The sequence below is a fragment of the Allobosea sp. P2_A10 genome (genome assembly GCF_056405115.1).
On record NZ_JBFUCS010000008.1, the window covers coordinates 127,461 to 146,526 of the forward strand.

Annotated in this window: 16 protein-coding genes and 1 pseudogene; 10 read left to right on the forward strand and 7 right to left on the reverse strand. The window is 66.2% G+C overall.

Annotated features, from left to right (window positions below; all coding sequences use genetic code 11):
- Positions 1-187 precede the first annotated feature (187 nt).
- Entirely contained in the window at positions 188-544 is a 357-nt protein-coding gene (locus AC1DZY_RS13585; RefSeq protein ID WP_476820648.1) for a hypothetical protein, read from the forward strand.
- A 117-nt stretch (positions 545-661) separates the two neighbouring features.
- Positions 662-2,272 (forward strand): site-specific integrase, encoded by a 1,611-nt coding sequence (locus AC1DZY_RS13590; RefSeq protein ID WP_476820649.1) that lies wholly within the window; start codon positions 662-664, stop codon positions 2,270-2,272.
- Positions 2,273-2,329: 57 nt separating this feature from the next.
- On the opposite strand, the gene AC1DZY_RS13595 is transcribed toward AC1DZY_RS13590, so the two are convergent.
- The gene (locus AC1DZY_RS13595; RefSeq protein WP_476820650.1) at positions 2,330-3,694 is read right to left on the reverse strand and encodes an MBL fold metallo-hydrolase; all 1,365 of its coding nucleotides are present in this window, start codon (positions 3,692-3,694) and stop codon (positions 2,330-2,332) included.
- Positions 3,695-4,092: 398 nt separating this feature from the next.
- On the reverse strand, positions 4,093-5,766 hold the full coding sequence (locus AC1DZY_RS13600; protein ID WP_476820651.1) for a recombinase family protein: 1,674 nt from the start codon (positions 5,764-5,766) through the stop codon (positions 4,093-4,095).
- 31 nt (positions 5,767-5,797) lie between these two features.
- Here AC1DZY_RS13600 and AC1DZY_RS13605 point away from each other — a divergent pair.
- The 3 genes and pseudogenes from AC1DZY_RS13605 to olsB all read left to right on the forward strand — a co-directional run.
- A pseudogene (locus tag AC1DZY_RS13605) lies at positions 5,798-6,706 on the forward strand (YifB family Mg chelatase-like AAA ATPase); the annotation flags it as partial.
- A 105-nt stretch (positions 6,707-6,811) separates the two neighbouring features.
- Positions 6,812-8,914 (forward strand): ATP-binding protein, encoded by a 2,103-nt coding sequence (locus tag AC1DZY_RS13610; RefSeq protein ID WP_476820652.1) that lies wholly within the window; start codon positions 6,812-6,814, stop codon positions 8,912-8,914.
- 102 nt (positions 8,915-9,016) lie between these two features.
- Positions 9,017-9,976 carry a l-ornithine N(alpha)-acyltransferase gene (gene olsB, locus AC1DZY_RS13615; RefSeq protein WP_476820653.1) on the forward strand — a complete coding sequence of 320 codons (960 nt, stop codon included), beginning with the start codon at positions 9,017-9,019 and terminating at the stop codon, positions 9,974-9,976.
- A 3-nt stretch (positions 9,977-9,979) separates the two neighbouring features.
- Here olsB and AC1DZY_RS13620 read toward each other — a convergent pair whose 3' ends face one another.
- From AC1DZY_RS13620 to AC1DZY_RS13630, 3 genes are read right to left on the reverse strand one after another with little or no spacing between them, the layout of a single operon-like run.
- Positions 9,980-10,846, reverse strand: coding sequence for an SDR family oxidoreductase (locus AC1DZY_RS13620; RefSeq protein WP_476820654.1), 867 nt, complete (start codon positions 10,844-10,846; stop codon positions 9,980-9,982).
- On the reverse strand, positions 10,843-12,081 hold the full coding sequence (gene queG / locus AC1DZY_RS13625; protein ID WP_476820655.1) for a tRNA epoxyqueuosine(34) reductase QueG: 1,239 nt from the start codon (positions 12,079-12,081) through the stop codon (positions 10,843-10,845). The genes AC1DZY_RS13620 and queG overlap by 4 nt, the downstream gene beginning before the upstream one ends.
- Entirely contained in the window at positions 11,979-12,671 is a 693-nt protein-coding gene (locus AC1DZY_RS13630; protein WP_476820656.1) for a glutathione S-transferase family protein, read from the reverse strand. The genes queG and AC1DZY_RS13630 overlap by 103 nt, the downstream gene beginning before the upstream one ends.
- A gap of 243 nt (positions 12,672-12,914) precedes the next feature.
- Between AC1DZY_RS13630 and AC1DZY_RS13635 the strand changes: the two genes are divergently transcribed.
- Together AC1DZY_RS13635 and AC1DZY_RS13640 are read left to right on the forward strand one after the other, a co-directional pair.
- Positions 12,915-13,712 (forward strand): undecaprenyl-diphosphate phosphatase, encoded by a 798-nt coding sequence (locus tag AC1DZY_RS13635; RefSeq protein WP_476820657.1) that lies wholly within the window; start codon positions 12,915-12,917, stop codon positions 13,710-13,712.
- 72 nt (positions 13,713-13,784) lie between these two features.
- On the forward strand, positions 13,785-14,150 hold the full coding sequence (locus AC1DZY_RS13640) for a GFA family protein (protein WP_476820658.1): 366 nt from the start codon (positions 13,785-13,787) through the stop codon (positions 14,148-14,150).
- An 8-nt stretch (positions 14,151-14,158) separates the two neighbouring features.
- On the opposite strand, the gene AC1DZY_RS13645 is transcribed toward AC1DZY_RS13640, so the two are convergent.
- Together AC1DZY_RS13645 and AC1DZY_RS13650 are read right to left on the reverse strand one after the other, a co-directional pair.
- A complete protein-coding gene (locus AC1DZY_RS13645; protein ID WP_476820659.1) occupies positions 14,159-15,877 on the reverse strand; it encodes an MFS transporter in 1,719 nt (572 codons plus the stop codon).
- Between the two features lie 41 nt (positions 15,878-15,918).
- Complete coding sequence (locus tag AC1DZY_RS13650; protein WP_476820660.1) at positions 15,919-16,827, reverse strand: protein-methionine-sulfoxide reductase heme-binding subunit MsrQ; 909 nt, start codon at positions 16,825-16,827, stop codon at positions 15,919-15,921.
- A gap of 137 nt (positions 16,828-16,964) precedes the next feature.
- Between AC1DZY_RS13650 and AC1DZY_RS13655 the strand changes: the two genes are divergently transcribed.
- The 3 genes from AC1DZY_RS13655 to AC1DZY_RS13665 all read left to right on the forward strand — a co-directional run bounded on the left by AC1DZY_RS13655 (position 16,965) and on the right by AC1DZY_RS13665 (position 19,032).
- Entirely contained in the window at positions 16,965-17,579 is a 615-nt protein-coding gene (locus tag AC1DZY_RS13655; protein WP_476820661.1) for an HAD family hydrolase, read from the forward strand.
- A gap of 148 nt (positions 17,580-17,727) precedes the next feature.
- The gene (locus tag AC1DZY_RS13660; protein ID WP_476820662.1) at positions 17,728-18,105 is read left to right on the forward strand and encodes a hypothetical protein; all 378 of its coding nucleotides are present in this window, start codon (positions 17,728-17,730) and stop codon (positions 18,103-18,105) included.
- A 42-nt stretch (positions 18,106-18,147) separates the two neighbouring features.
- Complete coding sequence (locus tag AC1DZY_RS13665; RefSeq protein ID WP_476820663.1) at positions 18,148-19,032, forward strand: hypothetical protein; 885 nt, start codon at positions 18,148-18,150, stop codon at positions 19,030-19,032.
- Positions 19,033-19,066 lie beyond the last annotated feature (34 nt).

A 19,066-nucleotide genomic window follows, 5' to 3' on the forward strand; every position in this document is an offset into this window, starting at 1 on the left:
CACTGCAGACGGCCGTCATTTCGGAATGCCGAAATCGGTCTCAAAGGATTGGTACCCCCGCCAATCCTTTCGGGAGGAAGGGCTCAGGCAAGGACTATTACTCTTCTTTTTCAATGGGTTGGAGTGCCGTTTACGGCCAGGCCCCCATTGACGGCCGTCCCGGACTATGGATCCTAGGGAGGGTCAGATGACGACGCCGACGCGGGTCGAGGCCCGGCCATCGCCGGCGGAGTGGGATCTCGACGAACTGATGTCGCTGCCCGAGGCTGCGGCGCTGTTCTGGCCGGAAGGCCCCCTGAGCGTGAGCTCGCTGAGGGTGGCGGTCCGGGACGGAGTCCTGCCGGTGACGATCGTCGCTGGCAAGATCCTGACCACGCGGCGAGCCGTGTTGGCGATGAGCGTCTGCCACCCGGCTCCGGGGCGGGAGGTCTCAGCCGACACGGACGCCGACCGAGAAGACCCGACCGACGACGCATTCGCGGCGGCGGTGACGAAGGCCTGTGCCCGCAGGCCGGAAAAGCAAAACCCCCGACGTCATCGCTGACGCCGGGGGTACCCGGAAGCCCGGGAATTCGCTGGCGGGATCGGTGGCCCTCAGAAAGCGCCGCTCCCGCCGATCACCCAACGACGGCATAGCCGTCATCGAGAACGAGATCATACAATGGCTAGGAATCGTAAGCAAGAGTCTCTCCGGCGCTTCGAGCTGGAGGTCCAGCGTGACGCGCTCGCCGTCGCGGCGGGCATCAAGCCGCCGCTGCAGTGGAAGACCGGACTGGCGATCGACGAGGACGATGTCCGCTTCAGGAGGGAGAAGGGTCGGCGCGACGTCTACGAGCATCGCAACATGCATGGCGCCTGGTTGTCGATGAGCATCCGGAAGGACGAGAAGCACGCCAACGAGTTGGCGCTGGCCGAAGCGCACCGCCGTCGCGAGGCCGATCGCGAGCGGCTCACCGGCAAGGTCCCCATCGAGCTCGTCCCGCTCCGGCAGATCGCGGCGAGGTATCTGGAGCTGATGGATCCGGGGCCCAATGCCAACAAGAAGCAGCTCGCCCTGCAGCGGAAGCGCGCCGTCGCCCTGGAGCGCATCCTGGGTTGGATGGGCAAGGACGCCCTGGGCGGCGACGCCATGCTGATGAAGTTCCGGGAGTACGAGAAGTGGCGCACGAAGCAGCGTGCCCGGCCCGGGACGGTCAACCTGGATCTCGTCAAGCCGTCGACCGCCGCGGACGATGCGCGGTGGCTGAGCGCGGCGCTCAACCGATACAACACCGAGAAGAACAAGGGCATCTACATCAGCGTCAAGAACCTGCCGCGCGCCAAGCCCCGGGACTTCTATCTCGACGAGGAAACCTACGTCCGCCTCCTCGTCACCCTGCGCCGCGGCTGGATCTGGGACGCCGCGAGCAACGACTGGGAGAAGGAGACAGTCGTCGATCCGCAAACGGGGGAAAGCAAGGTGCGGAACGTCGTCCATAAGACGTTCGTCCGGGAAGGCTATCGCGCGGTGTTCCGTGGGAGGCAGGCCCAGCGCGCCGTCATGACCGCCTTCTACACAGGCGCTCGTCACGGCATCGTCGTCGATCTGGGCTGGAAGGCCAATCCCGACTTCGGCTGGATCGACCTCAAGTCCAAGCGCGTATTCCAGACCGGTACCAGGTCCAAGCCCCAGCAGCGCGAGTCCGGCATCGTCACCTGGGACAACAAGAAGGCCCATCCGGTCTATATGGCCCGCCAGTTCAGGGTGCTCGCCGCAGCCTGGCACAAGGCGGACCAGCGCATCGGGGCGACCCATGTCGTGCAGCGCTTCGGCGCGGGCGGCGCTGGTTACGTCAGCCTGGCCCCTCTGCTGAAGTTGGTGCAGGAGGCCGGGATGCGGATCGGCGTCCCGAAGACGAAGCTCTGCTTCCACACGCTGCGCCACACCATCGTGACCATGCTCCTGCTCCGTAACTGCCCGAAGGAGGACACCGCGGACTTCATCAGCGACAGCATCCAGATGGTCGACCGGTGGTATTCCCATCTCGGCCTCGACAAGGCCTATGCCGGCAAGCACCTCGGCGCGGACAAGGCGGACATCCCGGTCCGCACCCCGCTGGAGGCCCTGGAGCTCCGAGATCGCGGCCCGATGCTCGCCAAGCAGGCGCGCCTGGCACGGGAGGCCAAGCTCGCCGAGGAAGCCAGGCTCGCCGCGGAGGCCCGCCGTGTCGAGGACGCCTGCAATCGGGTCGACACGGACCAGGACTTGGTCAGGCTTCGTAACGTCGCGTAGCGGGCGCCGAGATCAATGGGATTGCAAGGCCGGGAGCGAAAGCCCCGGCCTTTTTCGTCAGGTTCGGTAGAACCTGTTTCGCTCGATGATGCGCGACGCTTCCGTATCGGTCACCATCATCAGCGGTATGCCTTGGTCGCCGATGTGTCGGACGACCGCGGTGGCCGGGTGCGACCACTCCACAGGGTTTCCGTCCGCATCGTGATCGCTCACGACCCTTGCGGCCGGGACGATGCAGAGGTTGGGCTTGACGGCCTTGTATAGCGCGTCATCCGAATTGGGCTCCGCCCCGTGATGGGGAACCGTCAGAGTGTGAACGCCCTTGAGGTACTCACCGAAGTGAGTTTCCAGAGACGTCGCCCGGCTTCCGCGCAGGTCGGCATCACCCGTAGCGAGCCACGCCGATTTCTTGTTGAGGGAAAATAAATATAGGCCTTCAGAATTATTTCTATCGATGGTGCTTTCGGAAGATCGCCACCGATCGATGATATCGGAATAGACGCAAAGGGAAGTGAGATTGATCTTCTTGTCGCCATATACTTTTTTATATGCGCTCGTCAGCGTGGTCATTCCGTTCGTCACCAGGTCACGCAGATAGGACGCTTCCTTCAATTTATCCGGCGTCGCCTTAAGTTCCGCGATCAAGAGATCTCGTTTCTCTTCGGCCCATGGATCAACGTACATCAGCAGTCGCCAGTGACTGCCACCGACCAACGGCACGGCGAGGCCCTCGCTGTGGGTGATCTCGATGGCGTCAGCATCGACGTCGATCGGGCTTGAGCCCGCCTGCGCCCGACTGCCAATTATGCGCAACGGCGATTGCGGGATATCAAGTCCGGGCAATCTGGCAGGCCCTTCGCCGTCTTCGGATGCCGGCGGCTCTTCCCGACCGGGAGCCCCTCCATCCCCGCCTGCGACGACGATGACCTTGCGCGCCCCTCGGGCTCTGAGGGCGGCTACGGGGTCCACCGTCATGTCGACGAGGAACCCGTCGCCCTCGACGGTCGATTGGGAACCGGCGATCTTCTCCCGCTCCACCATAGCCATGGCGAAGGCCAGCAAGCGCTCGATCGGCTCCAGCATCGGAAGCACGACGATGTCGGCAACGATCTCCGGGGGGCTGCTGGGCGCGTAGGCCACTCCCGGAGCGACCTTCTTGCGGAGCAGCCTCGGCAGGCCGTTGATGTGGTCGTCATGGATATGGGAGAGGAACAGGACGTCGATTTCCGTGACGCCTCTGCTCTCCATCCTTCCGAGATAGGCCTCGATATCCCTTTGACGGGCCGCGGGATGCTTCGAGCCGCAGTCATAGATGTAGCGCAGCTCCTGGGGGTCCCCGTTCGCCGCCCAACTCGAAATCGTTGAGCTGTGGAAGAAGCCTTGCCCGACCGGGTGCTGCACGCGCGTGTGGAGGATGGACAAGGCGGGCCCCGCGTCTGCGCACGCCATGCGCGTGCCCTCCATGACTAGCCGGGCGGGGTCGGACCGGCAAATCCAGCCAATATCGGCGATCGGTCAACCTGCCGGCATCGGGAATGGAAGGGTTTCGGGGCTTGCGCGCCGCGCCGCGAATCGCCCATGGTGTGGGAAGGGAGGGGCGCCCGTCGTCCCCGTTTCGCGGCCGCGGCGGCGGCCCTTCAGGCTAAGCGCCCGCGCCCCGGGACGGAATCCCGACCCCTTCGAGAGACCGCCGATTCCTCCTTGTAAGTCATTCCCCAGATAAATTCGTGGTTCTCGTTCGGCTTGTTCCTTTTTCGTTTCGTCTGAGCCGGCTTGTTTTGGCTTGAAATCGTCCCCATTGGGACCCCCGTGAATTTCCCTCAATTCTCGATTTTCCGAGATGAAAGCATTCCAGTTCGCGCCTGCTTTCCAGACGCATCCAGGCCGCGGCCGAACTGGCCAGGATTGTTTCGCGGGGCCACGCGCCCCGGGATCTCCGCGAAGCCTTGCTCGCCGGTCAGCATGTCGACAGTGACCAGGCCGTTTTTGAACGTCAGGGCCTTGAGGATGGCACGCAGCGATTGGTTGATCGCGTTGCGAGCCGCTGGGCGCTCGTCAGGCGGGATAGCATCGAGCCGGCGATAGAACGCCAACAACGCCGGCAAGGACTGCTCATGGGCAATCTCGCGGGTTCCGGAGGCCTCCCGATCGAGTCCCTCGATCTCGGCCGTGATCGTGCGCTGCTCGTCGCGCAATTCCCGGAAAGCCTGGGTGAGCATTCCGTCATCGTCGTCGATCCGCTGCATCTGCGTCGCGAGCCGGGCTGCCCGAGCCGTGACGTCGGCCAGGGCGATCCTGCGCTTGGCGACAATGTCGGCGAGATCGTCGAAGCGAGAGCGTGAGGATTGCAGCAGTTCGTCCGCTCGTTGTTCAATGACGAAGATCACAGCCGCCTGGACGGCTGCATAGTCGTAGCGGTGCCGGTGTTCGCAATCGGCGAGCGTCGCGCGCTGGCAGATCAGCTTGGGACCCGACGACCGCGCACCCTTGTTCTCTATCGTCATGCCGGCACCGCAGGCGCCGCAGACGCACAGACCCTGGAAGAGGTTCTTAAAGGAACCCTTCCGACCGCCCGAGCCCGCTCGCAGGCCGGAGGCGGCCCTTGCACGCTCGGCGGTCAGCCGGTCGACCGCGGCCGGATAGTAGCCGGTGATGGGCTCAAGCGAGATCTTGCGCTGACCCTTTGGGCTCAAGGATGGGCGGTACTCTCCGAAGGCCTCGCCTCCCGTTAGGATCTTCTGGATGTAGGAGTCCGACCAGACCGGCTCCGGGCGTTTGGCCGACACGGGCGTCCAAGGCTCGACCTTCCTCGCGATCAGGTCCTTGACGATCTGGCGACGACCCCGGCCCTTGATCGTCTGCTCGAACATCCACCGGACCTCGGCGGCGCGTTCCTCGATCAGCTCGTAGCCATCCTTCGTCAGCCTGATCCACGCCGGGCACCGATTGCCGTGCGGAGCATGGACCTCTCGGGCCTTGGCGATCTTCGCCTTCCAGGCCTTACCGACCCGGTCCGACTTCACCTCGCTCTCGGAGTTGCTCCGACCGAACGTCATCGCACCAATGATGATGGTCATCATGCGCTGCATGCCCGTGCCATCGCGCGAGTAGCGCACGCCGTCCGTCACGGTGACGATGGCGACGTCCTTGGTCAGGATGCCGCTGAACACGGCCAGCGCGGCGAACGGATCTTGGCGAGAAAGCCTATCGAGGTTCTCCATGACGAGGGTCGAACCTGGCGCGACGCGCCCTGCGTCGATCGCCGCGATCAAGCGTCCCAACTCGCCCTTGAGGATGTGGGCGCCGACGAACGCGCTGAACCCGATGTCCTGGAGCATGACATCCGCTACGAGGCGCTCCTTGGCGCACCATCCCATTAGGCCTTCGACCTGCCGCTCCTGCCCTTGGCCGGCCGCCTGCTCCTCGCTCGACAGCCTGACATACAGGACGACGATGGGCCGATCGGTCGGCGCTCCAGCAAGCTTTGTCAGCATTCCAACAGCCTTAACGGATTCCGAAACTGCTTACAACCTTCTGATGAACGGGCCGCCAGGCGCCGGCAAATCGATGCTGGCGAGCCGGCTGCCCTCGATCCTGCCGCCGCTGACGCCGCGCGAACTGCTTGAGGTCTCGATGGTGCTCTCGGTCGCGGGCCATCTCGCCGACGGCGCGCTGACGGACCGAAGGCCGTTTCGCGCGCCGCACCACTCGGCCTCGATGGCGGCGCTGGTCGGCGGCGGTCTGCAGGCCAAACCCGGCGAGATCTCGCTCGCCCATCACGGCGTGCTCTTCCTCGACGAGTTGCCGGAGTTCCAGGCGCAGGCGCTCGATGCGTTGCGCCAACCGATGGAGACCGGCGACGTGCTGATCTCGCGCGCCAATCATCGCGCCGTCTATCCCGCCCGCTTCCAGCTCGTGGCGGCGATGAACCCGTGCCGCTGCGGCAAGGCGACCGAGCCCGGCTTCGCCTGCCGCCGCCAGCAGAACGAGCGCTGCATGGCGCAGTACCAGAGCCGCATTTCCGGTCCGATGCTCGATCGTATCGACATCACCATCGACGTGCCGGCTGTCACGGCGTCGGATCTGATCCTGCCGGCGCCGAGCGAGGGATCGGCCGAGGTCGCAGCCCGTGTCGCGGCGGCTCGCGCCATCCAGACCGCGCGCTTCGAGGCGCTGGGCATGGGGCATGTCACGACCAATGCCGGCTGCCCTGCCAATCTGCTCGACGAGATCGCGCGGCCCGACAAGGCCGGGCTCGCGCTGCTGCGCGACGCCGCCGACGCGATGCGGCTGACGGCACGCGCCTATCACCGGGTTCTCAAGGTGGCGCGCACGCTCGCCGATCTCGACGGTCAGGCGACGATCGGGCGAATTCATCTGGCCGAGGCGCTGTCATATCGTTCGCGCGTCGACCAGGTCGCGCAGGCGGCGTGACCGGCTGGGCCGTCGCGGCAGGGTTAACCGATTGCATCATGCAATCCCTCGACTTCGACGGTCCAGCCAACGGTTTCTCAATCGGGCGATGATAGGCAAGGGGGCATGGATATGTTGCCCGCCGCCATGTCGTTCTGGATCGCCGCCGCGCTCGGGCTGGCGGCGACCGTCTTTGCGGTGGTGATGCTGCGGCAGCGCAACCGGATATTCGGTCAGGCGACTGATCTGGCAGCCGACATCGAGACGCTGAATGACCGCCTCTGGGCGCTGGCCGACAGCGAGGAGCGCTATCGCAGCCTGATCGAGGCGCAGGGCGACCTTATCGTGCGCCGCGATGGCGGCCGGATCGTCTACGCGAACGCGGCCTATGCCGCGCTGCTCGGTCTCTCCGAGGCCGATGTCGCCGGCAGTACGGCGCAACCCACCCGGATCGCGAGCCGGCCGGCGCAGGCGCTCGATGACGGTACGCGTGTCTTCGACGAATGCCTCGGGAGCGCCGAGGGCGAGCGCTGGATCTCCTGGGTCGAGACAGTCGTTCCGGTGGCGTTCGGCAAGACCGTGCTGCAGCGCGTCGGCCGCGATATCACCGCCCGCATCGCCGGCGAGCAGGAACTGGTCGAGGCGCAGCGTCGGGCCGAGAGCGCCAGCGAGGCCAAATCGCGCTTTCTGGCGACGGTAAGCCATGAGTTCCGCACACCGCTCAACGGCATCCTGGGTATGGCCGACCTGCTCGGCGACACGAGGCTCGACCCCGAACAGGCGACCTATGTCGCCGCGTTGCGGACCTCGGGCGAGGCGCTGCTTTCGCTCGTCGACGACATTCTCGACGTCGCCAAGGTCGAGGCCGGCAAGCTCGAACTGACCTGCGAGCCCTTCGATCTCGCCGCGCTGACCGAAACCGTAACCGAATTGATGGCGCCGCGCGCACAGGCCAAGGGGCTGGAGATCGCGACCTTCGTCGCGCCGGGCCTGCCGAACCGTCTGGTCGGCGATCGCGACCGCATGCGCCAGATCCTGCTGAACCTCGTTGGAAACGCGATCAAGTTCACAGAAGCTGGCGGCGTCGGCATTCGGCTCGCTCGCAACGAGGGCATGGTCGAGATCAGCGTCGGTGACACCGGGCCGGGCATTGCGGAGGATCGCCTGCAGGCGATCTTCGAGGAATTCGAGCAGGCCGACAACACGTCGACACGCAACCATGAGGGCACCGGGCTTGGATTGGCGATCGTGCGGCGGCTCGCCCTGCTGATGGGTGGGGATGTCGGTGTCGAGAGCAGGCCGGGCGCTGGCGCGCTGTTCCGGGTGCGCCTGCCGCTGCTGGCGACGCAGGACGCGACGGTCCTGACGCCGCCGAACTGGTGCGACCAGCGCGTGCTCATCGTCTCCGCCGCTCCGTTTGGCGGGCGCTTCCTGACTGAGACGATCGAGGCGACGGGAGCTGCCACCACGCTCGTCGTGGAGCCGGGCGAGGCCTTGGCGCTGCTGCGTGACGACCCCGCCTTCGATGCGGTGCTGATCGATCAGGCGGTCGGGGCCGGTACGGCGCGCGCGCTGGCGCAGGCGGCTGATGAGGCCGGGTTGCGCGAGCGGCTGATCATGCTGTCGCCGACCGAGCGCCGCCAGTTCGGCGTGCCGCGCGAGGCCGGCTTCAGCGGCTTCCTGATCAAGCCGGTAAGGGCTCGCTCGCTTTATGAGCGCCTGTCGCCGCAGCCCGCGCCGAGTTTGTCACGGGACATCGTTCGGGAACCGGTTGCCGAGCTGGCTCCGGCCGCGGCCCGGCGCATGACCGTGCTCGTCGCCGAGGACAACGAGATCAACGCGCTGCTGGCGACGCGGACGCTGGAGCGGCTCGGCTGCACCGCTGTCTGGGCGCGCAACGGGCGTCAGGCCCTGGCTCAGATCGAGGCGAGCCTTTCCGGTCTGCAGCCTGCCTTTGGCCTCGTGCTGCTCGACATCCGCATGCCCGAGCTCGACGGATTGGCTGCCGCGCGCGCCATCCGCGCTCTGGAGCGACAGGCGAAAGTGGTTTCGGCCCTGCCGTTGATCGCCGTCACCGCCAATGTCTCGCCGGCCGATCGCAGCGCCACGATTGCGGCTGGTATGGATGATTGCCTGGCTAAGCCTATCGATCGTGCCGCCTTGCGCCAATGGCTCGACCGCGCCGAGGCAGGACATGTCGCCATGTCGGAGTTTCCGATGACGGCGTGACATTGCGTCACAGGCTTGACGCAGTTTCGTCGCGATCCTGTCAGATGCTCGGCGCTAGCGTCACCGGTGGCCGGACGCGACGGCGCAGGGGCAAGACAAGCGATGGCACTCGACGCCTTTCGTGGGAACGGAAAGCCGGCAAAGCAATTGCCGGCCGGCCATCCGCTGCTTTCGCGATTGTCGCCGTTCATGCCGATCACTGGCGACGCCATGCGCCGCATCAATCCCCGCCCGTCCGAGACCGATCCGCTATCGGGCACGCTTGGCCGTTGCGGTTCGCTCGAGGTGCGGTTGGCGCGGGGGCCGCGCGAGATCTGGCGGGCGCAGCGTCTGCGCTACCGCGTATTCTATCAGGAAATGTCGGCGCGTCCCGACGTTGTCGCGCGGGTGTTCCGTCGCGATGCCGATCGCTTCGACAACCATTGCGACCATCTTCTGGTGATCGACCATGCCGCGCGCGGCCGCTTCGGCGGCACCAAGCCCAGGGTCGTGGGCACCTACCGCTTGATGCGACAGAGCGCGGCGACGCGACTGGGCGGCTTCTATACCCAGGGCGAGTTCGATCTCGCACCGATGATCGTGCGTCACACCGGCCTCCGTTTTCTCGAACTCGGCCGCTCCTGCGTGCTGAAGCCCTACCGCACCAAGAAGACGGTCGAGCTGCTCTGGCACGGCATCTGGGCCTATATCCGTCACCATCGCATCGACGCGATGTTCGGTTGCGCGAGCTTCGACGGCACCGATCCCGATGCGCTCGCGCTGCCGCTGAGCTTCCTGCACCACCATGCCAGCGCCGAGGGCGACTGGGGTGCGTCCGCACGACCGGAGCGCTATGTCGCGATGGATCGTCTGCCCGCCGCCACCATCGACATGAAGCTGGCGCTGAAGGCGATGCCGCCGCTGATCAAGGGCTATCTCCGGCTCGGTGCGCGCTTTGGCACCGGCGCGGTGGTCGACCGGCAATTCGGCACCACCGACGTGCTGGTGATCCTGCCCGTGGCCGCGATCGACCGGCGTTATGTCGAGTATTACGGCGACGAGGGCCAGCGCTACGCGGCGTGAGGGCTATTCGCCGCTCGCCGCCAGCGCCATCAGCGCCTCGCGATAAGTTGGATAGCGGAAGGTGTAAGCCAGTTCCCGCTTCACCAGCGCATTCGAGACGCGCTTGTTCTCGCCATAGAAGCTCGCCGCCATTGCCGAAAGCTTCGCCGGGTCGAAAGGCTGCTCCGGCGGCGCCTCGATGCCGATCAGCCCGGCCGCGAAGGTGACGATATCCTGCGGCGGCGCGGGCTCGTCGTCGGTGACGTTGTAGACCGCGCCGTTGCGTGGCCGGTCGAGCGAAGCCAGCAGCACACCGGCGATGTCCTGCGTATGGATGCGGTTGAAGACCTGGCCGGGCTTGATCAGGCGTCGCGCCGTGCCCTGGCGCAGGTTGACGATGGCGTTGCGGCCGGGCCCGTAAATGCCGGACAGCCGGAATATCTGGACGGGCTTGCCGGTCTTCTCGCCGAAGGCGAGCCAGGCGTCGTCCGTGGCGAGCCGCAGTTGCGAGCGCGCGCTGGTCGGCCGGCACGGCCCGTTTTCGTCGATCCACGCTCCGCCGTGGTCGCCATAGACGCCGATGGTCGAGAGATAGCCGATCCAGCGCAGATCAGGTGCTGCCGAAAGCTGGCCTGACAGGCTGGCGAGCGCCGGGTCGCCGTCCTCGCCCGGCTGGGCCGAGACCAGAACCGCGTCGGCCTCCGCGACCGCCGCGGCGAGCCGCGAGGAGACGGCGAAGCCGTCGAAGACCAGCGTCGGCACGCCCTCGCGGCTCAGGCGCCCGGCCTTGTCGGCGGAGCGCACAGTCCCGGTGACCTCCCAGCCGCGTTCCTGCGCCGCGCGCGCGAAAAAACCGGCGGTATAGCCGAGGCCGATGATGACGAGCTTCATGAGGCGATATCCGGTTGGGGCAGGGCCGGCAGCCACTCGGTGCGGACGGCTTCGTCCCTTTCCCGCGCCAGCATCGCTGGCGCAAGGGCGCAGGCGCGGCCGGGCGCGAGCCTGAGCAAGGCCCAGGCTGCCATGGCGCGCACCAGCGGCGACTGATCGCCGAGCAGCCTTTCGGCGACGCTGGACAGGTCCGGCTTGCCGCTGTTGCCGATCGCGATCAGGACGTTGCGGGTGAAACGGTCGCGGCCGGTGCGCTTCACCGGCGTTCCCGCGAAGAGCTTCCGGAAGGCGAGGTCGTCGAGCGCTGCGAGTTCTGCCAGAGGCAGGGCGTCGAGTTCGTCCTTCAGCGCTAGGCGCGTCTCCTGCGCGGCCTGTGCGAACTTGTTCCAGGGGCAGACGGCGAGGCAATCGTCGCAGCCGAAGACTCGGTTGCCGATGCCGGGACGAAGTTCCGCATCGATATGGCCGGCATGCTCGATCGTGAGATACGCGATGCAGCGGCGGGCATCGAGCTGGTAGGGCGCCGGGAAGGCGTCCGTCGGGCAGATATCGAGGCAGCGCGTGCAGGAGCCGCAATGATCGGCTTCGGGCGCGTCGGGTGGCAACTCGGCCGTGGTGTAGATCGCGCCCAGGAACAGCCATGAGCCGTGCTCGCGCGAGACCAGCACGGTATGCTTGCCCTGCCAGCCGAGGCCGGCGGCCTCGGCGAGCGGCTTTTCCATCACCGGGGCCGTATCGACGAAGACCTTGACGTCGACGCCGCCCTTGGCCGCAAGCAGGCCCGCCACGCTCTTGAGCTTGCCCTTGATGACGTCGTGATAATCGCGCCGCCGGGCATAGAGCGAGATCGCGGCCCTGTCGGTCTGGCCGAGAATGGCGAGCGGGTCGCCGTCCGGCGCATAGCTCATGCCGAGCATCACGACGGAGCGGGTCTGGTCCCAGAGCGCGCGCGGATCGGCGCGCTCAGTCCGGCGCTCCTCCATCCAGCCCATCTCGCCATGGTGGCCGGCGGCGAGCCATGCCGCGAGGCGTTCGGGCGCATCGGGGATCGCGGCGGCCGAGGCGATGCGGGCGATGGAGAAGCCTTCGGCGCGAGCGCGCTCTACGACCGCCTGCTTGAGGCGCTCGTTCTTCAGAAGTCCAGATTGTCGTAATGCGCGCTCGGGGCCATGCCTGGCACCCGGTCGCTCAGCAGCGGCCGGAAGCTCGGCCGGGACTTGATCCTCGCATACCATGCGCGCGCGGCCTCATCCTCTTCCCAGGGCACGTCGCCGAGATAGTCGACGCAGGAGATATGCGCCGCCGCCGCAAGGTCGGCATAGCTCAAATCCGGCCCTGCCAGCCAGTTCCGCTTGGCCGTAAGCCAGGCGATATAGCGCAGATGATAGCGCACATTCGCGCGCGCGGCGCGGATCGCGCTCATCTCCGGCGGGCCGCCGCCTTCTTCCCGGCCCATGAAGCGCTTCATCACCTTTTCCAGCACGAGCGGGGAAGTGATCTCGGCGTCGAACTTGATGTTGAACCAGTCGAGCAGGCGGCGCACCTCGACGCGCTCGGCCGGACTTTCCGGCAGAAGCCTGCCCTGACCCAGCGCCAGACCGCGCGTTTCGTCGAGATATTCGGCGATCACCCCGCCGCCGGGCACGACCAGGCCGCTATCCTCGCGGAAGACCGGCGTCGTGCCCGCCGTATTGAGTTCGAGGAACTCGCGCCGGCGCTCCCAGACGCGCTCTTCGACCAGTTCGGCCTCGAAACCGAACTCGCCGAGAACGAGTCGGACGAAACGCGAATGCGGGCACAGCGGATAATGATGCAGGGTCGCCATGGCACTCTTGAAGCAGGCAGGTGCGGCTGAAGCGGGGCCGACATGAATTCGCTGCGCAGTCATGCGCCGGGCGCTTGCTATAGTCGCAGGCGTGAGGTGTCACAACCCGGTCGCGCCCGGATGATCCGATTTGGCGGGATCCCGTTTGCGACTTGGTAACCGAATTGCAAAGAGCTTGGCCCATGAAGGCGCGCGGTCTACCAGCACCGCAGCGCACGCGAATCGCCTGAAGGACCAGCGGTCATGCAGAATCTCATCGAAGCGATCGTGCTCGGCATCGTCGAGGGCCTCACCGAGTTCCTGCCGGTGTCCTCGACGGGCCATCTGCTGCTGCTAGGCCACTTTCTCGGCTTCGAATCGAACGGCAAGAGCTTCGAGGTGCTGGTCCAGCTCGGCGCGATCCTGGCGATCATGCTGGTCTATTTCCGCCGCCTGCTCGACATCGCGCTCCGGCTGAAGAGCGATCCGGCGGCGCGTCGCTTCGTCATCGGCGTCCTGATCGCCTTCCTGCCGGCGGCTGCGATCGGAGCCGTGCTGCACGGCTTCATCAAGAGCGTGCTGTTCAACCCGTTCCTGGTCTGCTGCGCGCTGATCGCCGGCGGGCTCGTGCTGCTCGTCGTCGACGAGCTCGAACTCGAGGTCAAGCACACCGACGCCACGACATTCCCGCTGCCGATGTATCTCAAGATCGGCTTCATCCAGTGCCTGGCGATGATTCCCGGCGTCTCGCGCTCGGGCTCGACCATCGTCGGCGCGATGCTGCTGGGCGCCAGCAAGCGCGCCGCGGCGGAGTTCTCCTTCTTCCTCGCCATGCCGACCATGGCGGGCGCCTTCGCCTACGACCTGCTCAAGAGCTACAAGCTGCTGACCTTCGACGATGGGCTGCTGATCGTCGTCGGCTTCGTCGCGGCGTTCTTCTCGGCGCTGATCGTGGTCAGGAGCTTCCTCGACTACGTCTCCAAGCGCGGCTTCTCGCTCTTCGCCTGGTGGCGCATCATCGTCGGCATGGTCGGGCTGGCGGGTCTGTGGATCGTCGGCTGAGGCCTGAGTGGAATCCACGATCGCGTTGTGGTCGTTGGCTGGCCTGATAAGCTGCGCTCCATGAGGACACGCTTGGCACGATGCGCTTGCGGCCAGCTCGGCGTCGCCTGCGATGGCGAGCCCGCCAGCGTGTCGCTGTGTCATTGCCTCGCCTGCCAGAGGCGAACCGGCAGCACCTATGGCATTGCGGCCTTCTTCTCTCGCGATCGAATCCACGTCTCCGGCGAAGCGGCGCGTTTCACGCGGCCATCCGACAGCGGCCATGCCGTGACGCATCATTTCTGCCCGGGCTGCGGCAGCACTGTCTACTGGGAGCCCTCGCGTAAGCCAGAGCTCGTGGCGGTGGCGGTCGGCGCTTTCGGCGATCGGGACTTTCCGGCGCCGGGGAAGAGCGTGAATGGCGAGCATCGTCACGCCTGGGTGTCGACGCCGGGCTGAAAAGCGCCTTACGCCGAGGGCGGGTCGGCCGCGATCGCATCCGTAACCATCCGCGCCCGGACCGCCGCCGCCAGCGGCAGCGAGCCGGTCTGGCGCTCGATCATGCGATGCACGACCGGCGGATTGGGCCCCTTGTGCAGGTCGCGGACGCGGTCGCCGATCTCGGCGTCGGCCTGGGTGACGCGCTGGTTCTGGCGGACATATTCGACCCAGGTCGGGCTGTCGTAGCGCTCGATCCAGAGCTCGGGATTGGTCAGGTCGCGCAGGAGCGCCCAGTGGCGCGCACCGTCGCGGCGGCGGATGCGGCGGCGTTCGGCCATGATGCCGAGGAAGGCGACGACGTCCTTCTCCGCGACCAGGAACTCGATCGTGACGATCACCGGCCCGCTGCGCGGCTCGATGTCGACGGCGACCTGGGGCTCGCGCCAGCGGCTGAGCGGGTCGAGATTGAGCGCCTCCAGCGGCGGCAGGGCATAGCGCAGCCCAAGCGCCGCGCCGGCCAGGAGGGTGAAGGCGGCGAGCAGCAGCGCCTGCTCCGTGCCGAGATAGAGGATCGCCCGGCCCCAGCTCCAGCTGCCGAGCGCCATGCCGCCGAAGGCGCCCATCTGGTAGAGCGCCAGCGCCCGGCCGACGACCCAGCGCGGGGCCGAGAGCTGCACGGTCGCATTGAAGGTCGAGAGCGTCAGCACCCAGCAGGCCCCGCCGACGCAGAGCGCCGGGATGGTCAGCCACAGGCTTGTGCTGATGGCGATGAGCGCGGTCGATACGGCGAAGGCCGAGAAGGTCGCCCGCACCAGCGCCTCGGTGGTCAACATCCGCCGCAGGCGCGCGCTCATGAACGCGCCAGCGACCGCGCCGGCTCCGAATGCGCCCAGCAGCACGCCGAAGGTCAGCGGCCCGCCCTTGACGAGATCGCGCGCGATCAGCGGCAGCAGCGCCAGCACGACGATGCCACCGAAGCCGAAGGCGAAAGAGCGCAGGATGACGCTGCGGATATTGGGCGACATCGCGACATAGCGCAGGCCCGCGCTCATCGCGATGCCCAGCGTCTCGCGCGGCAGCAGGCGCTCGACCTTGGGCGGTTGCCAGCGCCAGAGCACGGCGATCAGCGCGACATAGCTGACGGCGTTGATGGCGAAGGCAGCAAACGCCCCCGATGCGGCGACGATGGCGCCGCCGATGGCCGGGCCGACGCTGCGGGCGATGTTGAAGGCGACGCTGTTCAGCGTCACGGCGGCGGGAACGTCGCTGCGCGGCACCATGTCGCCGACCGACGATTGCCAGGCGGGGTTGTTCAGCGCCGTGCCGCAGCCGATCAGGAAGGTGAAGCTCAAAAGCCACCATGGCGTCAGCCAGCCGAACCAGGCGAAGACGGCTAGCCCGATCGAGACCGCGAACATGAAGCCCTGAGCGGTCAGCATGATCCTGCGGCGGTCGTAATTGTCGGAGACCGCGCCCGCCGCGAGCGAGAACAGCATCACCGGCAGCGTCGTCGAGGCCTGGACCAGCGCGACCATGTCGGGCGAGGCCGCAATCGAGGTCATCATCCAGGACGCGCCGACGGCCTGGATCAATCCGCCGAAATTCGAGGCGAGGCTGGCAAACCAGACCGCGCGGAAGATCGGCTGGCGCAGCGGCAGGAAAGGCGAGGTCGATTGCGAAGAGACGCTGACGCCTTCCGCCGCGAGATCGTCGGCTATCGGCTGGGCGTTGGGATCGTCAGGCATCCCTAACGGTTAGAGGCTCACGGCAGCACTGCCAACCGTGATCACGACCCCGTCTGCGCGGAAAGTCCTTCGCTGCGCCGCGCCCGTCGCGGCGGCTTCACCGCAGGCGCGCGCCAGGCATGGCCGGCCGCGACCACGAGCCCCGCCAGCGCCACCCAATGGCCCGGCCGCAGGAAGCTGATGTCCTGATAGGTCACCGCGTCGAAATTGGCCTGGAACACCATCCAGGCGGAAACGCCGGTGGTCAGCGCATACCACGCCGTCTCGCAGAGCGCGGTCGCCAGCCCCGTTGCGATAGCAGCCATGGCGATCACCAGCGGCGTCACCTTCAGCTTGAAGCGGTAGAGCCCGCGATAGAGCATCAGCAGCGCAAACAGCCCGTTCAGCAGCGCCGGCTGGGTGACGTCGATCTTGGATTGCAGGGCGAAATGCAGCAGGCCGAGGCCGGTGATCAGATAGACCAGATTGTGCAGCCGCTGCCAGTTCTTGCCGCCCATGCGTCGGATCATGCCGTCGGTCGAGGTCACGCCGAGCGCGACCAGCCCAAGCAGCGCGACAAAGCCGATGGTCAGGTAGAAGCGCTTGACGATCTCGGAGACGATAAGCCCCCAGTCGAAGGCGAGATCGATGCAATAGAGCGTCAGATGGCCCGCGGCATAGGCCAGGACGGAAAGGCCGAGCATGCGGCGGATGCCGATCAGCTTGCCCCAGTCGAGCAGCTTTCGCAGCGGCGAGATCGCCAGCGTCACCAGCAGCAGGCGAATCGCCCAGGTGCCGGTGTCGTGCACCGCCCGCGTCCAGGGCTTCGAGCCGAGCTGATGCGTCCACGCCTCGTAGATCAGGATCAGCGCCGGAACGAGCACCAGCGCGAACGCGATGGCGCGCAGGGGCGACACCCGTCCCTGCCGGTCCAGCCATGGCGCATAGGCGCGCAGATCGACCCCCGTCATGCGTCTCTCATCTCGCGTCTCTTGATCTCACTTGCATTCGGTGACCGGGATACGCGACAGGCCTTGCCTCTGTCTTGCACGTTCGCACACAACAGCGTGAACGACCGATTCCGCAACGCCTCGCCACGGACCTCGCCATGCCCACCAACACGCCAGTCGTCGTCTTCGATGTCGGAAACGTCCTGCTGCGCTGGGATCCGCGCCTGCTTTACCGCGACCTGATCCCCGAAGACGAAAAGCTGCACTGGTTCATGCAGAACGTCTGCACGGCGGCCTGGAACATCGAGCAGGATCGCGGCCGTTCATGGGAGGAGGGCGTAGCCCTGCTCGTCGCCGCCCATCCCGAATGGGAGGCGCAGATCAGGGCCAATGACGTGCGCTGGCACGAGACCGTGCCCGGTATCGTCGAAGACAGCGTCGCGATTCTGGCCGAGCTGAAGGCCAAGGGCGAAAAAGTCTACTCAATCACCAATTTCTCGCGCGAAAAATGGGCGGAATGCCTGATCCGCTTCCCCTTCCTGCAGAGCTTCGACGGCGCGATCGTCTCGGCCCATGAGCGTCTCATCAAGCCCGATCCCGCGATTTTCCGGGTGCTGCTTGAACGCTACGGGCTGGAAGCAGGCGACTGCGTCTTCGTCGACGACAGCGCCAGGAACATCGAGGCTGCCCGTTCCGTCGGCATGAAGGCCGTCCACTTCGTCGAGCCGATCGATCTGCGCGCTAGACTGCGCGCGCACGGCGTTGCGCTGTAGCAGCCTGCATCTGGAAGAACTGTCAGGCGGAGCGCAGGTATTCGCAGCGCTCTCGAGCCAGCCTCCGGCTTGACCACCACCTTCGCCGCCGCAATATTTGCGTCTTCGACAGGATAGGGTCGCGCCGGATGCCCGGCGGGAGGGCGTCATGCTGACGAGCCAGCTTTTTTCGGGCAACAAGCGCCTCGTCGCCTGTTCGGTGTCCAACCCGCAGCACATCCTCACGGGTGACAAGGGCGAGCATGTCGCGCTGATCCAGTATGCCCTGCTGGTGATCGAGAAGGCGGCGATCACCGATGCCGAGCTCGACGCCGGGAGCTACGGCAAGACCACGGCCGCCGCCGTGCTGCAATACAAGACCAAACGGTCGATCATCAACGCGAGCTATCAGACCAAGCCCGACAACGTCGTCGGCATCATGACGATCAAGACCCTCGATGCGGAAATCCGGTTGATCGAGCGCTTGCAGGGGCGGCTGGATTTCGGCCGGCCCGCGGCGGGCAAGCTGACGAACTGGAACAACTGACGATGCAGGCCGCGACCCCCTCGACCCGAAGGTAGCCTTCCGATGGCCCACAACGTCGACATGTCGACCCTGAAGCACAATTTCAACTTCGGTCTGGTCAAGCCCGCGCTCGACCTGTCGCGGACATGGGCCGTGCTGCATCTGACGCAAGGCTGCAAAACCAGCGAAATTCCGACGCTGGACGCAGGCCGCAAGGTCGAGGAGGTCATCAGCGGCGCGGCCTGGAGCGGTCAAAGCGACTTCAAGCTCAAGGCCGGCGCCAGGGCGGCCGATTTCGAGTACGGCTACACGCAGACCGCGACCTTCGGTACGTTTTATGCTCAGTATGCTGGCGAAAAGCCGCAGCTGGGCTCGATCAGCGTCGGCCTCGGTCTGGACGCCACGACCTTTCCCGATGGCGGCACGACGCACCGGCCCTGGAGTTCGCCTAACGCGGCCAACCGGCAGAAGGAGGCGGGTGACGTCATCACCTGCCAGCACAGGGACCATCCCAACATCATCTTTCCGTTGACGATGGTGAACAGGAACGAGGACTTCAAGAACAGTCCGGCGATCACCAATCTCCTGCAACTCGTCAAATACAGCCTCTCCTTCCACGCCCTGCTGTGTGAGAGGAAGAAGACCGGGGCGACGCTGACCCCGGTCGCCAGCTTCCGCTGGGAGGTCGCATGGGGTTTTGAGCTGAAGTATCGGCAGGGCAAGCCGCAGATCGTCCGCAACAGCTCGACGAAGACCTTCTCAGCCATCGTCGAGGGCGCGCCGAGCCTGAACGCGGACGAGGAGAAGCAGTTGCCGAAAACCTCGGGCTCGCTGTTCAACACCGAGGTCAACGCGATGCTTCAGCGCGCCTTCCGGGACCAGCAATCGGGCCTGCGCCGCTATGACAGCACCTGGTTCCTGAACATACCCAAGGACTTTTTCACCTGAGACGGCGGCGCGCGCTCAGGCCCGGCCTGCGATC

Coding starts and splice junctions, on each gene's coding strand:
- AC1DZY_RS13585 (WP_476820648.1), top strand. CDS start 188: ATGACGACGCCGACGCGGGTCGAGGCCCGGCCATCGCCGGCGGAGTGG.
- AC1DZY_RS13590 (WP_476820649.1), top strand. CDS start 662: ATGGCTAGGAATCGTAAGCAAGAGTCTCTCCGGCGCTTCGAGCTGGAG.
- AC1DZY_RS13600 (WP_476820651.1), bottom strand. CDS start 5,766: ATGCTGACAAAGCTTGCTGGAGCGCCGACCGATCGGCCCATCGTCGTC.
- AC1DZY_RS13610 (WP_476820652.1), top strand. CDS start 6,812: ATGGATATGTTGCCCGCCGCCATGTCGTTCTGGATCGCCGCCGCGCTC.
- olsB (WP_476820653.1), top strand. CDS start 9,017: ATGGCACTCGACGCCTTTCGTGGGAACGGAAAGCCGGCAAAGCAATTG.
- AC1DZY_RS13620 (WP_476820654.1), bottom strand. CDS start 10,846: ATGAAGCTCGTCATCATCGGCCTCGGCTATACCGCCGGTTTTTTCGCG.
- queG (WP_476820655.1), bottom strand. CDS start 12,081: ATGGTATGCGAGGATCAAGTCCCGGCCGAGCTTCCGGCCGCTGCTGAG.
- AC1DZY_RS13630 (WP_476820656.1), bottom strand. CDS start 12,671: ATGGCGACCCTGCATCATTATCCGCTGTGCCCGCATTCGCGTTTCGTC.
- AC1DZY_RS13635 (WP_476820657.1), top strand. CDS start 12,915: ATGCAGAATCTCATCGAAGCGATCGTGCTCGGCATCGTCGAGGGCCTC.
- AC1DZY_RS13645 (WP_476820659.1), bottom strand. CDS start 15,877: ATGCCTGACGATCCCAACGCCCAGCCGATAGCCGACGATCTCGCGGCG.
- AC1DZY_RS13650 (WP_476820660.1), bottom strand. CDS start 16,827: ATGACGGGGGTCGATCTGCGCGCCTATGCGCCATGGCTGGACCGGCAG.
- AC1DZY_RS13655 (WP_476820661.1), top strand. CDS start 16,965: ATGCCCACCAACACGCCAGTCGTCGTCTTCGATGTCGGAAACGTCCTG.
- AC1DZY_RS13660 (WP_476820662.1), top strand. CDS start 17,728: ATGCTGACGAGCCAGCTTTTTTCGGGCAACAAGCGCCTCGTCGCCTGT.
- AC1DZY_RS13665 (WP_476820663.1), top strand. CDS start 18,148: ATGGCCCACAACGTCGACATGTCGACCCTGAAGCACAATTTCAACTTC.